This window comes from Streptomyces sp. HNM0645 (assembly GCF_030056615.1).
In the GTDB taxonomy this organism is placed as follows: domain Bacteria; phylum Actinomycetota; class Actinomycetes; order Streptomycetales; family Streptomycetaceae; genus Streptomyces; species Streptomyces marianii.
In genome coordinates, this window is sequence record NZ_JASHLT010000009.1 from 76940 (window position 1) to 90372 (window position 13433).

General features: G+C 72.7%; 11 protein-coding genes. 6 read left to right on the forward strand and 5 right to left on the reverse strand.

Annotation, left to right across the window (positions count from 1 at the left end; all coding sequences use genetic code 11):
• The first annotated feature begins 200 nt into the window (after positions 1-200).
• Together QMZ92_RS07915 and QMZ92_RS07920 are read left to right on the forward strand one after the other, a co-directional pair.
• A complete protein-coding gene (locus QMZ92_RS07915) occupies positions 201-1190 on the forward strand; it encodes a glycosyltransferase family 2 protein (protein WP_283296509.1) in 990 nt (329 codons plus the stop codon).
• A complete protein-coding gene (locus QMZ92_RS07920; protein WP_283296510.1) occupies positions 1187-1597 on the forward strand; it encodes a GtrA family protein in 411 nt (136 codons plus the stop codon). The genes QMZ92_RS07915 and QMZ92_RS07920 overlap by 4 nt, the downstream gene beginning before the upstream one ends.
• On the opposite strand, the gene QMZ92_RS07925 is transcribed toward QMZ92_RS07920, so the two are convergent.
• The 5 genes from QMZ92_RS07925 to QMZ92_RS07945 form a co-directional block, all read right to left on the reverse strand.
• Complete coding sequence (locus tag QMZ92_RS07925; protein ID WP_283296511.1) at positions 1572-3098, reverse strand: DUF6056 family protein; 1527 nt, start codon at positions 3096-3098, stop codon at positions 1572-1574. The genes QMZ92_RS07920 and QMZ92_RS07925 overlap by 26 nt on opposite strands.
• Positions 3099-3384: 286 nt before the next feature.
• Positions 3385-4299 (reverse strand): amino acid ABC transporter permease, encoded by a 915-nt coding sequence (locus tag QMZ92_RS07930; protein WP_283296512.1) that lies wholly within the window; start codon positions 4297-4299, stop codon positions 3385-3387.
• A complete protein-coding gene (locus tag QMZ92_RS07935; protein ID WP_283296513.1) occupies positions 4296-4961 on the reverse strand; it encodes an amino acid ABC transporter permease in 666 nt (221 codons plus the stop codon). Before QMZ92_RS07935 ends, QMZ92_RS07930 begins: the two co-directional genes overlap by 4 nt.
• 67 nt (positions 4962-5028) lie before the next feature.
• Positions 5029-5862, reverse strand: a complete 834-nt coding sequence (locus tag QMZ92_RS07940; RefSeq protein WP_283296514.1) for a glutamate ABC transporter substrate-binding protein — start codon at positions 5860-5862, stop codon at positions 5029-5031.
• A gap of 67 nt (positions 5863-5929) precedes the next feature.
• Positions 5930-6673, reverse strand: a complete 744-nt coding sequence (locus QMZ92_RS07945) for an amino acid ABC transporter ATP-binding protein (RefSeq protein ID WP_283296578.1) — start codon at positions 6671-6673, stop codon at positions 5930-5932.
• A 383-nt stretch (positions 6674-7056) separates the two neighbouring features.
• Here QMZ92_RS07945 and QMZ92_RS07950 point away from each other — a divergent pair, with 383 nt between their 5' ends.
• The 4 genes from QMZ92_RS07950 (at position 7057) to QMZ92_RS07965 (ending at position 13316) form a co-directional block, all read left to right on the forward strand.
• Positions 7057-7584, forward strand: coding sequence for a COG1361 family protein (locus tag QMZ92_RS07950; protein WP_283296515.1), 528 nt, complete (start codon positions 7057-7059; stop codon positions 7582-7584).
• Positions 7585-8126: 542 nt separating this feature from the next.
• Positions 8127-10286 (forward strand): hypothetical protein, encoded by a 2160-nt coding sequence (locus tag QMZ92_RS07955; RefSeq protein WP_283296516.1) that lies wholly within the window; start codon positions 8127-8129, stop codon positions 10284-10286.
• A gap of 136 nt (positions 10287-10422) precedes the next feature.
• Positions 10423-11934 carry a GT4 family glycosyltransferase PelF gene (gene pelF / locus QMZ92_RS07960; RefSeq protein ID WP_283296517.1) on the forward strand — a complete coding sequence of 504 codons (1512 nt, stop codon included), beginning with the start codon at positions 10423-10425 and terminating at the stop codon, positions 11932-11934.
• Positions 11935-11942: 8 nt separating this feature from the next.
• Positions 11943-13316, forward strand: coding sequence for a hypothetical protein (locus QMZ92_RS07965; protein WP_283296518.1), 1374 nt, complete (start codon positions 11943-11945; stop codon positions 13314-13316).
• Positions 13317-13433 lie beyond the last annotated feature (117 nt).

Sequence of the window (13433 nt, forward strand, 5' to 3'; positions counted from 1 at the left end):
GACACGGGGCGGCGGCGAGCCGGCCCGGGTGCCCTCCGGCGCCGCACCCGACCCCGGCGCCGTACGCGTGCACGCCGGGACGCCGGGACGCCGGGGCATCCGCGGCTCCCGCACGTCACCGCCCCGGCGGTCGCGCCCCGACACACTCGTGCGGAGTAGGTACCGCGGTCGGACGCCCCGTTCCGCGTTCCACTGGAGGCATGCCACATCCCCAGCTGACGGTCGTCGTCCCCTGCTTCGACGAGAGCGAGGTGATCGACGCCTTCCACGCGGCGCTGGTCGGCGCGCTGGAGCCGACCGGGGAGCGCTTCGAGATCTGCTACGTCGACGACGGGAGCGGCGACGGGACCGCCGACCGGCTGAGGGCGCTCGCGGCGGCTTCGCCGTACGTGCGCTACTCCTCCTTCAGCCGCAACTTCGGCAAGGAGGCCGCACTGCTCGCCGGGATGCGGATGGCCCGGGGCGACGCGGTGGTGCTCATGGACGCCGATCTGCAGCATCCCCCCGAGCTGGTGCCCCGGATGCTGGAGCTGTACCGGCACGGCTACGACCAGGTCGTCGCCCGTCGCGACCGCACGGGCGAGGGCGCCGTTCGGTCGGCGGTGAGCCGGGCGTACTACCGGATGGTGCGGCACTTCATGGACGTGGAGATCGCGGACGGGGAGGGCGACTTCCGGCTGCTGTCGCGCCGCGCCGTCGAGGCCGTGCTGTCGCTTCCGGAGAGCAACCGCTTCTCCAAGGGGCTCTTCTCCTGGATCGGGTTCCCGACGGCCGGCTTCACCTACCGCAACGTCGAACGGGCTGCGGGCAGTTCCAAATGGGGCGTCAGACGCCTCCTCGACTACGGCATCGACGGAGTGCTGTCCTTCAACACCCGTCCGCTGCGCCTCGCGATCCACACCGGTCTCTGGCTCTTCCTGTCCGCCCTGGGCTACGCGGTGTGGATCGTCGCGAACGCGGTGCTCAACGGCGTCGAGACACCCGGGTACGCGACGCTCATCACCGCCATCGTCGGCCTGAGCGGCGTCCAGCTCGCGACCCTCGGGGTCATCGGCGAGTACGTCGGCCGGATCTACCACGAGGCGAAACGGCGGCCGCACTACGTCGTGGCCGAGAGCGACGCGGCCTCGCCCCGGCCCGCGGACGGTGTTCCCCCGGCGGCCGCGGCGCAGTCCCGGCCCCGCCGGTGAACCCCGCCGTCCTGCGGCAGTTCGCCGCCTTCGCCGTGATCGGGGTGGTCAACACCGGGGTGTACTACGGGGTGTACGCCCTGCTCCTGATGTGGCTGCCGTACCTGGCCGCGCACGCCCTGGCGTACGGGGTGGGCGTCACGGGTTCGTTCCTGCTCAACTCGTACGTCACCCTCCGCACCCGGCCGACGTGGCGCGGCTTCGTGCGCTATCCGCTGTCGGGGGCGGCCGGTCTCGTGGGCAGCGGCGTACTGCTCCATCTGGCCGTGAGCCGGCTGCGCATGGACGAGCATCTCGCGGCGGTCGCCGCCGGGATTCTCGTCACCCCGCTGTCCTTCCTGGTCGCACGCTGGGCGATCACGTCCGGTGCGCGGCGGGCGGTCACGGAACCCGCGTCGAGCGAGTGATCCGCTCCAGCCCGTAGTACTCGGCGACACACCGGGCGGGCCAGGGGATGCGGCCCCCGTTGCGGAAAGGTTCGAGCATCCCGGCGACCGGAGTCGGTGTGTACGGCGCCACCTTCGCCCCGCGTGCCGCCGCCGCGCGCAGCGCCGTGTCCTGACGGTCCCACTGCCCGGCCCGCACCCGCATGTCCTGGCCCAGGTGGTGAAGCGGCAGTGCCAGCCCCACCACGGACGCGGCGTAGAGGCCCGCCGCTGCCGCTGCGGCCGTCACCACGGCCCACGGCCGGTCGCCGCGCCCGCGCAGCGCCCGGCCCAGGAGGGCGCCGAGGCCGGTGAGCACCAGGACGTACAGGAGCAGGTAGTCGTTCCAGGTACGGGCGGCGGTCACGATGCGCGGGCCGAAGACCGGGTAGGTGACGACGGTGCAGAGATAGCCGGAGACCAGGACGGCGAGCACACCCGCACAGGCCAGCGGCAGGGGACGGCACGGGCGCAGCGCGGCCGGACCGGTGCCGGTCCGGGCGGGACGGACGAGCAGGCCGAGCAGGACTCCGGCGGCGAGGACTCCCCCGTACACCCAGGTCGTCAGGACGGTCTCCGTGATCCGGGCGAAGCCGCGGGCCGAGGCGAGCAGGGAGTCCGGCGCCAGGATCGAGGTGGTCTCGGCGCCGAAGCGCTCTCGCCTGCGGAGGGAGCCCGGCGAGGTCATCAGCACGGCGGTGCCGACCGCGATCCCGGCCGCGCCGGTCAGCGCCCATGTCCGCAGGAAGGGCCACACCCGGTCGGTGACGAGCCGGCGGCCGAACAGCAACAGTCCCCCGAGGACCACCAGCGCCACGACCGAGGTCTCCTCGGAGAGGGTGCCCGTGAAGGCCCCGGCGGCAGCCGCGACGGCCAGTGCGGCGACACGGCCGCGCCGGGTCCCGGCGGTCAGCGCCGGGAGGACGGCGGCGCAGGCCAGCGCGGGAGCCACGGTGTGCGAGACGGACCCCGCCGGCCAGTAGAGGGTCTTGTAGGTGTTGGGGGTCGCGAGGAGGAAGACCGCGGTGGCCATCGCGGCGACGAGCGGCGCGAGCCCGCGCGGCACCGACTGGCGGGCGCGGCGCAGCACCAGGACGACGAGGGCCCACAGCACGGCCAGGACGAACAGCGCGCTCAGGGCCGCGTACCACTGGTGGCCCGCCACGGGGAACCGGGCGTACAGCCCGACGAGGAGGCCGTTGCCGACGCGGCCGTTGTCGGTGACGTAGAACTTCCCGATCATTCCGCCGAAGCCCTGGTCGCGCACCACGGGCAGGAAGCACCACTCGTCGGCACTGGGACGCACATGGCGTCCGAGCCAGGCGGCCGTCGCCAGCAGCGCGAGCGGCAGCGCGGCGAGGAGCGAGGCACCGGCGGTGACGGGGGAGGGAATCCGCCACCGGCCGCCCCTCCACCGGCCGTGCTGCCCTGAGGGGTCACCCGGTTCCCGCGGAACGGTCATATGAGATGCGCCGACGGCCATGTCCGTGACTAGTTGCACGGGCGCCGGCCCGCCCAACCGCCCGGCGGTCATCCGGAGCAGCAAGAAGCCCCGATGGGATCCGGGACGGCGCGACGGTCGCGTGTCGCCTTGCCGGGGCCGCTCCTGATGGTTACGGCGGTTCGGGAAGCCGGGCGCACGGGATCCGACGACCGGTGCACGGCGCACCCGGAAGTGTGCGCGGCGGGCCGGGAAGCCGGGCTCGGCGGTTCGCCCCGGCGCCGCCCCGGCCCCGCTCCGGGCGCGGCACCGATCGGCGGACCGCGCGTCAGGGCCGTTCCGGCGGCTCCGGCTTGCGTCCGACGTGCTCGCCCGGCGTCGCCAGCTCCTCCACCGCGTCCGCGGTCACCACCGCGCCGGTGGACTTCCTGCCGCGCCGGAGCCGGCTCTCCAGCCGGGCTGCGAACGAGGTGAGCGCGAAGTTCAGCACGATGAAGATCACGGCGACGACGGTGAAGCTGGCGACGGTGTTGGCGCCGTAGTTGGCACTCATCGGCCGCACCGACGCCAGGAGCTCGGAGAAGCCGAGCATCGCGCCGCCCAGGGCGGTGTCCTTCACGATCACCACCATCTGGCTGACGATCGCCGGGAGCATGGCCGTCACCGACTGCGGCAGCAACACGTAGCGCATCGTCTGGCCCTTGCGCATGCCGATCGCCCTGGCCGCGTCCGACTGGCCCAGGGGCAGTGCCAGGATCCCGGCCCGGACGACCTCGGCGAGCACGGAGGAGTTGTAGAGCACCAGGCCGGTCACCACGGCGTACAGCGGCCGGGTGCCGGGGCTGATGTCGGAGAGCGTGGCGTAGGCCGCGTTGGCGAACAGCATCAGGATGAGCACGGGGATGGCGCGGAAGAACTCCACCACCGCGCCCGCCGAACCGCGGACCCACCAGTGGTCCGACAACCGGGCGATGCCGAGGACCGCGCCGAGCGGCAGCGCGATCGCCAGTGAGAGCGCCGCGGCGACGAGTGTGTTCTCGAGCCCCGGCAGGAGATAGGTCGTCCACACCCGGGAGTCGGTGAAGAACGGCGCCCATTTGGACCACTCCAGCTGGCCCTTGCCGGCGAGGCCCGTGACGACCCACCACGCCAGGGCAGCGAGGACCACCAGGAAGCCCAGCGTGTACAGGATGTTGCACCGCCTGGCCCTGGGCCCTGGGACGTCGTACAGGACGGAGCTCATCGCTTCACCGCCACCTTCTTGCCGACCCAGCCGAGGAACAGGCCGGTGGGGAGGGTGAGGACGATGAAGCCCGCCGCGAAGACGGCCGAGATGAGGATGAGCTGCGCCTCGTTCTCGATCATCTCCCGCATCAGCAGCGCGGCCTCGGGGACGCCGATGGCCGCGGCCACGGTGGTGTTCTTGGTCAGGGCGATCAGCACGTTCGCGAGCGGGCCCACGACCGAGCGGAATGCCTGGGGAAGGACGACGAGTGTGAGCACCTGGACGAAGCCCAGTCCGAGCGCACGCGCCGCCTCCGCCTGGCCCACGGGCACGGTGTTGATGCCCGACCGCACTGCCTCGCAGACGAAAGCCGACGTGTAGGCGATCAGCCCGAGTACGGCGAGCCGGAAGTTGATCACGTCGAAGGTGTCGGCTCCGAGGCTGACACCCAGGGTCTGGAACAGCCCGAGGGACGTGAAGACGATGATCACGGTGAGCGGGATGTTCCGGACCACGTTGACGTAGCCGGTACCGAAGCCGCGCATCACGGGCACCGGGCTGACCCGCATCGCGGCCAGCACGGTGCCCCAGACCAGGGATCCGATCGCGGACCAGAGGGTGAGCTGGATGGTCGTCCAGAACGCCCCGAGCACGTCGTACCCCTGCAGGAAGTCGAACACGGTTGCGCCTCGGTGACGTCGTCTCGGTGGTTTCGGTCGTCTCGGCGTCTCGGCGGTCTCGGTGGCCTCAGCCGGTGAAGACGCCGATCCGCGGCGGAGGTTCGCTGCGGTAGCCTGCCGGTCCGAAGTTGGCCTCCACCGCCTTCTGCCAGGAGCCGTCCTCGACCATCTTCTGCAACGCAGCGTTGATCTTGTTCCTGAGTTCGGTGTCGCCCTTCTTCACGCCGATCCCGTAGAACTCGTCGCTCAGCTTGAAGCCGCCCAGCCGGAACTTGCCTTTGAACTGGTCCTGCGCGGCGTAACCGGCGAGGATCGCGTCGTCGGTCGTCAGCGCGTCGATCGTCTTGTTCTCCAGGCCCGTCAGGCATTCGGAGTAGCCGCCGTACTCCTGCAGCTGGGCCTGCGGCGCGATCCTCGTCTTGACGTTCTGTGCCGAGGTGGAGCCGGTGACCGAGCAGAGCTTCTTGTCGTTCAGGTCGGACGGCTTGGCGATGGATCCGTCGCCGGCCCGGACGAGCACGTCCTGGTGCGCCAGGAAGTACGGCCCGGCGAAGTCGACCTTCTTGCGGCGCTCGTCGTTGATCGAGTACGAGGCGGCGATGAAGTCGACGTCGCCGCGCTGGAGCAGCGTCTCGCGGTCGGCGCTCTTGGCCTCCTTGAAGACGATGTCGGACGGGGCGTAACCGAGCTGCCGGGCCACGTACCGGGCCACGTCGACGTCGAATCCCTCGTAGCCGCCGTCCGGCGTCTTCAGTCCGACCCCGGGCTGGTCGAACTTGATTCCGACGGTGATCTTCTTCTCGTCGTCCGAACCGCCGCCGCCGTCCGAACCGCAGGCCGTGGCGGCGAGTGCGAGCGCTAGCACCGCGGCGGCCGCGGCGGAGACCTTGCGAGGCATCATGGTGATCATCCCTGGGGATCGCTGGGTGGTACGTGTTTCCGGCACGTCGCGCGCGGGCGCCGGGCCCTCAGTGGTGGAGGATCTTCGAGAGGAAGTCCTTGGCCCGGTCGGTACGGGGGTTGGTGAAGAACTCTTCGGGTGTGGTCTCCTCCACGATCCCGCCGTCGGCCATGAACACCACGCGGTTGGCGGCCGAACGGGCGAATCCCATCTCGTGGGTGACGACCACCATGGTCATTCCGTCCCTGGCGAGCTGCCGCATGACCTCCAGCACCTCGTTGATCATCTCCGGGTCCAGGGCGGAGGTCGGCTCGTCGAACAGCATGATCTTCGGGTCCATGGCGAGCGCTCGGGCGATCGCCACCCGCTGCTGCTGCCCGCCGGAGAGCTGGGCGGGGTACTTGTCGGCCTGCGTCCCCACGCCCACCCGGTCCAGAAGCGCGCGGGCCCGCTCCTCGGCGCTCCTCCTGTCCTTCCCGCGGACCTTGATCTGGCCGAGGGTCACGTTCTGCAGGACGGTCTTGTGCGCGAAGAGGTTGAACGACTGGAAGACCATGCCGACGTCGGCGCGAAGCCGGGCGAGTTCCCGGCCCTCGGCAGGCAGGGGCCGGCCGTCGATGGCGATCTCGCCGGAGTCGACGGTCTCCAGGCGGTTGATGGCGCGGCAGAGCGTGGACTTGCCTCCGCCGGAGGGGCCGATGACGACGACCACCTCACCGCGGTCGACGGTCAGGTTGATGTCCCGCAGGACGTGCAGCGGACCGAAGTGCTTGTCGACGTGGTGCAGCTCGACCAGCGCACGGCTGCTCATGCCCGGGTTGAAGGGTTCCTTGCTCACGGCCGCTCCGCTCGTCGGCTTCATCGTCCGTCCACTCCGGCCGGGCCGCACTCCGGGGCCGGACGCGCCGGCGCGGTGCCCCTGGAGTGCGGCCCGCTTCCGGGTCCCGGTGGCGGGACGCCCCGTCGCGGAACAGGCCATTGTCGTACTCCCACTGAGTGACGTCACGGACACGGTGAGCGACCGGATGTGGAGGATGTGAGCACCGGCAATGTCCGGCGCATATGCACCCAGGCGGACGCAGGGCTCGGACCGCCGGGCCCGCCCAGGTCCACGACGGTTTCACGCCGGGGGGCGTCCGCCCGGCGCGGAGCGGGGCAGACGGGGCCGCCGGCACTCTCCTAACCTCCCGGCCCATGCGCATCACACACCTGAGACGCCTCGGCCAGTCGGCCGCTCTCGCCACGGCCCTCGTATGCCTCGGCGCGGCGCAGCCCGCCGCGGCCGACACCCCGGACCTGGCCTTCACCGTCGACCAGCCGGTGACCACACCGGGCTCGACCGTGTCGCTGACGATGACCCTGACCAACAACCAGTCGACGGACATCTGGTTCGTTTACCAGTCGGTGCAGCCGACCTGGGCGACGACCCAGCGCAAGGACCTCAAGTACAACTTCGTCTCGTGCACCGCCCAGGGCGCCGTCTGCTCGGGCACCGGCTCGACCGCCCTCGGCGTGAACTACGAGATCCCGCTGGCCCCCGGCACTTCCCGGACCGTCACCCTGACGTACCAGGTCGCGGCCGACTCCGGCTGCAACGGAACCATCGGCTTCTACTCGTACCTGTACTACGAGTACGACAACGGGCAGCGCACCAAGGACGGCATCCACAACACGCCGGAGACCCGGGTGGCCTGCGCTCCCGCGGAGCCCGCCGCCTCCTGACGGCCCCGGCACCCCGGCGCCCCCGCCGGGCCTCCCCGACCTGACCCACCTCCCCGACCTGACCCACCTCCCCGACCTCCCCGGGACACCGCGGCGGCCGCCGGACGCACTCGCGACGGCGGCCGCCGTCGGCCGTACGGGCACGGCTTCGAGCGGCGGCGCCCACTGGTACGCCCCCCTACGCGTCGGCACCCGACCGGTTCCGATCACACTCCCGCGCGTGCGCGCGGGCACCCACCCGGCCGGTGTCGGCACACCCCTGGCCGAAAATGCTCATCCGCCGCGGCCGGCGCCTTGTCCGCCCGACCGGCGACTGCAAGCGTTTACCCGCCGCGCCCGCCCGGCCCCCTGGCACACGAACCGCTCCCGCCCATCGCCGACTTCCGTGGGACACCTGCACTTTTCCGTCAGTTTTCACCGTAGGCGCACAGAACCCACACAGAGCCTCCACTATGTCTCGGGACAGGGCACAACGGCACGGCGTTTCCGGGGGGAGCCGCCGCGTCGTTGTGCCGGGGGGTCAGGGGGAGGGACACCACCGCATGAAGCGGATCCGCGTCCGGCGGACCATACGGACGACCGCGCTCGCCGCAGGAGCGCTCATCATCTCGCTCGGCGGACTGCCGCCTGCACCGGCGCAGGCGGCCGAACCGGCGCCGAGGATCGACCTCCGGGTGCTGGTGGTCTCCGACGGGGGGCCGGCAACGGCCGCGATCGCCGCGGAACTCGACAGCACGGGCACCCCGTACACCGTGGTCGACCTCGCGGACGAGGGCCGGCCCGTCATCGACGCCGCCTTCCTCGCGGACGAGGTCGACGGCCGTCCCCGCGCCAGGTACCAGGCCGTGGTGCTGCCCAACGACCAACCGTTCCCCGCCGGTTCGCAGGAGATGGCCGCCCTGGCGGCCTACGAGCAGACCTACGCGATCCCGCAGGTCGACGCGTACACCTACGCCCGGCCGCAGGCGGGGCTGGAGTACCCGGTGAACGGCGGGTACGCGGGACCCGTGGACGGCATCACCGCACAGGTGACCGCGGCCGGGAAAGCCGGACCCTTCGGCTATCTCGACGGCGCCTTCACCTTCGAGGACAACGACCCGGCGGTGGACGAGAGCTGGGGCTTCCTCTCCCGGCCGCGGGCGGGCGCCGACTTCACCACCTACGTCGACGCGCCCCTCCCGGGGGGAGCCGCCCGGGGCTCGCTCGTCGGCGAGTACCGCCACGACGGCCGCCGCGAACTGGTGGTCACCTTCGTGGCCAACCAGTACCAGCAGCAGTTCCGTCTGCTCGCCCGGGGGATCGTCGACTGGATGACACAGGGGACACGGCTGGGCACCTCGCGCAACTGGTTCTCGGTCCACATAGACGACGTCTTCGCCGCCGACGACCGCTGGGACACCGAGCTCAACTGCACACCGGGTGACGTCGACTGCCTGCCCGGCCAGGGCACGCCGAACCCGATCCGGATGACGCCCGACGACGTCGGGCGCGCGGTCGAGTGGTCGCGGTCCCGGAACTTCACCCTCGACCTCGCGTACAACGGCGGCGGCAGCGTCGAGTACCGGGAGGAGCACGACGGGGCGGATCCGCTGGCGGACCGGCTCACCGGGGACCGTGAGGCGTTCCGCTGGATCAACCACACCTACGACCACCCGTACCTGGGCTGCGAGCAGGACGTGAGCGTCGTTCCGTGGAAGTGCGCCACGAATCCTGACGGCAGCGTCCGCTACGTCGGGCGGGACGAGATATCGCGGCAGATCTCCGACAACCGCCAGTGGGCCGAGCGGGCCGGACTGCCTCTGGAGGGCGGCGAGTTGGTCACCGGGGAGCACTCCGGCCTCAAGCTGCTGCCGCAGCAGCCCGAGGACAACCCCCACCTCGCCCCGGCGCTCGCGGACAACGGCATCGCCTGGCTCGCCTCGGACAACTCCCGTGATCCGGTGCAGCGGCAGGTCGGCCCCGCGCTCACCGTCTCGCGCCACCCGATGAACGTGTTCTACAACGTGGGCCGGGCCGCGGAGCAGGTCGACGAGTACAACTGGATCTACACCAGCAGGGCCCAGGGCGGCAGCGGCATCTGCGAGGACTCGGCCACGACCACCTGTCTCGACGCGCCGCTCGACCCCGCGACGGGCTACGCGGAGTACATCGTGCCGCTCGAGGCACGGATCGCCATGGGCCACGTCCTGGCCAACGATCCCCGGCCGCACTTCATCCACCAGTCGAACCTGGCCGAGGACCGCATCGCCTACCCGGTCCTGGACCGGATCCTCGACCAGTACGCGGCGCTGTACGCGGACGACACCCCGCTGGTGAACCCCAGGATGAAGGACGTCGGGGCGGAACTGCGCGAACGGGCCGCGTGGGACGGCGCGGTGAAGGCCGGTGAGGTCACCGCCTACCGGATCGGCGACACGGTCACCGTCACGGCTCCGGCGGGTACGGCCGTCCGCGCCACCATGCCGGCGGGAACCACCCGGGTACTCCCGGACGGACCGGCTGCCTTCGGGGAGCCGTACGCGGGCACCGTCTCCGGCAGCGTGCCACCCGGTCCCGGCCAGGAGGGCGTGACCCTCTCGCTGCCGTCGGCCCCCGAGTCCGGGAGTCCGGCCGCCGGCCCCGGCCTGGCCACGGCGCCCGCTCCCGAAGGTCCCGTGCCCGCGGGCGCCGCTCGCCCCGTGGTCCCGGGCGCCGAGCGCTGACCCGAACGCACCGGCCGCACCAGCTCACCGCGAGGACGCGGGTTCCGGACGCCGCACGCCGTGCAGGGCGTGCGCCGTTCCCGCCGGGAACGCCCGGAACCCGCCCCGCCCCGCCCTCCTGCCGTGGAGCCCATCCATGCACGTATCGCCTCGTGCGCCGCGCCGAGACGCGGCACGCGTCACCCTCCTCACCGAAGGCACCTACCCGCACAGTCACGGCGGGGTGAGCGTCTGGTGCGACCAGCTCGTCGGCGGCATGCCCGACATCGACTTCGACATCATCGCGGTGACCGGCACCGGACGGGAGTCCGTCGTCTGGGAACTGCCCCCGCACGTGGCCGAGCCGGTCACGGTGCCCATGTGGGGCCCCGCACCCCCCGGTTCACCGCCCCGCGGCCGGCGTGAACGCCGGCTGATGGCGGCGTACGAGCGCTTCCTCACGGCGCTGGTGGACCCCTCCGCCGAGGAGGGGTTCTCCCCCGCCCTGTACGAACTGGCCCACGCCGCCCGGGACGGGGCGCTCGGTCCCGCGCTGCGCGGTGACCGGGCGCTGCGTGTCCTGACCGCGGTGTGGAACCGCCGGGGCCTGACCGTCCGGGAGGCGCGGCCCAGCCTCCACGACGCGGTCACCGCGACCGCGCTGCTGGAGCACGCCCTGCGGCCGCTCGCGGCGCGGCCGCCGGAGCGCGGAGTGGCGCACGCGGTCAGCGGCGGTGTGGCGGTGCTGCCGGGGCTGGCCGCGCTCGAACTCCACGGCGTCCCCCTACTGCTCACCGAACACGGGGTCTATCTGCGCGAACGCTATCTCGGCTACCGGACCGCTCCGTACCGCTGGCCCGTCAAGGCGGTGCTGCTCGGCTTCTTCCGGCTGCTGGCCGAGGAGAGCTACCGCCGGGCCGCCCTCGTCACGCCCGGCAACCGCTACAACCGGCTGTGGGAGGAGCAGGGCGGCGCCGACCCCCGGCTCATCCGCACCGTCTACAACGGAGTGGACCCGTCCGCCTTCCCGCCGGCGGGCCCCGAACCGCAGGGCCCGACGCTCAGCTGGGCGGGGCGCGTTGACCCCATCAAGGACCTGGAGACCCTGATCCGGGCGTTCGCCGAGGTCCGCGGGGCGCTTCCCGCCGCCACCCTGCGGCTGTTCGGCGGCACACCGCGGGGCGGCGAGGCGTACCGGGAGCGGTGCGAGGCACTCGCGGCCTCACTCGGCCACGGCGACGCCGTCACTTTCGAGGGCCGGGTCGACGACATCAAGGACGCGTACGCCGCGGGCAACGTCGTGATGCTGTCCAGCATCAGCGAGGGATTCCCCTTCACCCTGATCGAGGCCATGTCGTGCGGCAGGGCAACCGTCTCCACCGACGTCGGCGGCGTCCGGGAGGCGGTCGGCGACGCCGGGCTGGTCGTCCCGCCCCGCGACCCCGGGGCCATGGCCGCGGCCGCGCTGGAGCTGCTGGCCGATCCCCCGCGCCGGGCGGCGATGGGCGAGGCCGCGAGGCTGCGGGTGATCGAGCAGTTCACGCTCCGGCAGACCATCGACACCTTCCGCGCCATCTATCTGGAGCTGTCCGTCCGCGGGGTGCGGCTGGCCGATCCCTGGGGCACTCCCCTCAGCGACGAGGCACCCCTGGGGAGCGTGGCCGGATGAGCGGGCCGATGGCTCTCGAACCCGACGGCGGGCAGGGCGACACGCTGGCCCTGCGGCTCACCGCGCCGGACGCCACCCTGTCGCTGCGCCTGCCCCGGCGCAGACGGATGCCGGACGACCCGGTGGACGTCCTCGCCGCCGAGCTCGCCGATCGCATCGGACCCGCGGTGCACGCGTACGAGGTCGCGGCCCTGCTGGAGTCCGAGGGCCTGACGGGTGAGCAGGTCCAGGAGCGCTACGGGCATCCCGATCTGTTCTCGCTCGCCGCCGATCTGTACGCGCGGGTGCCGCGCAGCTTCCCCGAGCCCCCGCGCGGGCCGGATCCCTGGGCGCCGGACCACGTCAGGTGCGCCCTGCGCGGGGCGCTGTTCGCCCTGCCTGGCCTGGCCTACCTGCTGACCGCCGGCCTGTGGCACTCGCCCCGCGGGGTGTACGCGCTCGTGCTCGCGGGCCTGCTGTCGTGGGCCTGGGGCCAGGCGCTCAGCCACCGGGCGTATCTGCGGCTGGCGGTGGGGCCGCCGGAGGCGGGCCGGACGCTGCTCGTGGGCGCGCCCTCGGGTGCTCTGCTCGCCACGGCGGCCGCCCTCGCGGTGGCGGGGCCCGGGCCCGCCGCGCTGTTCGGCGCAGGGCAGTCGCTGTACCTCGCGGCGGCCGGAGTGCTCCTGGTCCGCGGCCGGGAACGGCTGCTGCTCGGCACGCTCGCCCCCCTGGCCGCGGGCGCGGCAGTGCTGCCGTGGTGGGACCCGGGACCGCTGCCGCGGATCGCACTCCCGGTGCTGACGGTGGTGCTGGCCGTCGCCGTCGCAGGCCGCGAGATCCGGGGGATGCTCGGTGCGGAGAAGGCGTCCGGCGGCGGCACCCGGCCACGGCTGCTCGGCTCTTTGCCGTACGGGCTGTTCGGTCTGGCCGCGGGCACGCTGGTGATGTCCCTGGGGCAGCGTCAGCCCTGGGCCGTGGTCGTGCTCACCGTCAGCATGGGGCCCGCGGAATGGCTGCTGTACCGCTACCGGGGACTGTCGGTGGCGGCGCTGCGGGCCTCGGCGGACGAGGCCGGGTTCCGGCTGCGGTCCGCCCGGACGCTGGCGCTGTGCATGGGCGGCTATCTGCTGCCGCTCGTCCCGGCGGCGCTGTTCACCGGCGCCGAACCGGCGCCCCTGCTGACCCTCGCCGCACTGCTGTGGGCCGCGTTGCTGCTCCAGGCGTTCGGACTGGCCTGGCTCCCGGCCCTGGCCACGCTCACCGCGGCCGCCGGGGTGGCCGCGGTGACCCTGCTCGGCGGCCCACCGGGCGCCACCCCGCTGCTGATCTGCTGCGGCACCGCCGCCGGGGTGCTCGTCACCGCCGTCCTGTGGTGTCTGGGCAGGCCCACCGCGCACTCCTGACCCCGCCGTCCGCCGCTCGTGCCGCTCGCGACCACCGCCCGGCCAGGCCCACGGGTTCCGGGCCCTGCCTCCGGCCCGCTTCCGTCCACCGCTCGCACACCACCACCCGCACACCAC

What these genes read in the sequence shown, in the direction of transcription:
- QMZ92_RS07965 (WP_283296518.1), top strand. Translation starts at nt 11,943, where the DNA reads ATGGCTCTCGAACCCGACGGCGGGCAGGGCGACACGCTGGCCCTGCGG.
- QMZ92_RS07940 (WP_283296514.1), bottom strand. Translation starts at nt 5,862, where the DNA reads ATGATGCCTCGCAAGGTCTCCGCCGCGGCCGCCGCGGTGCTAGCGCTC.
- QMZ92_RS07955 (WP_283296516.1), top strand. Translation starts at nt 8,127, where the DNA reads ATGAAGCGGATCCGCGTCCGGCGGACCATACGGACGACCGCGCTCGCC.
- QMZ92_RS07915 (WP_283296509.1), top strand. Translation starts at nt 201, where the DNA reads ATGCCACATCCCCAGCTGACGGTCGTCGTCCCCTGCTTCGACGAGAGC.
- QMZ92_RS07925 (WP_283296511.1), bottom strand. Translation starts at nt 3,098, where the DNA reads ATGGCCGTCGGCGCATCTCATATGACCGTTCCGCGGGAACCGGGTGAC.
- QMZ92_RS07950 (WP_283296515.1), top strand. Translation starts at nt 7,057, where the DNA reads ATGCGCATCACACACCTGAGACGCCTCGGCCAGTCGGCCGCTCTCGCC.
- QMZ92_RS07930 (WP_283296512.1), bottom strand. Translation starts at nt 4,299, where the DNA reads ATGAGCTCCGTCCTGTACGACGTCCCAGGGCCCAGGGCCAGGCGGTGC.
- pelF (WP_283296517.1), top strand. Translation starts at nt 10,423, where the DNA reads ATGCACGTATCGCCTCGTGCGCCGCGCCGAGACGCGGCACGCGTCACC.
- QMZ92_RS07945 (WP_283296578.1), bottom strand. Translation starts at nt 6,673, where the DNA reads ATGAGCAGCCGTGCGCTGGTCGAGCTGCACCACGTCGACAAGCACTTC.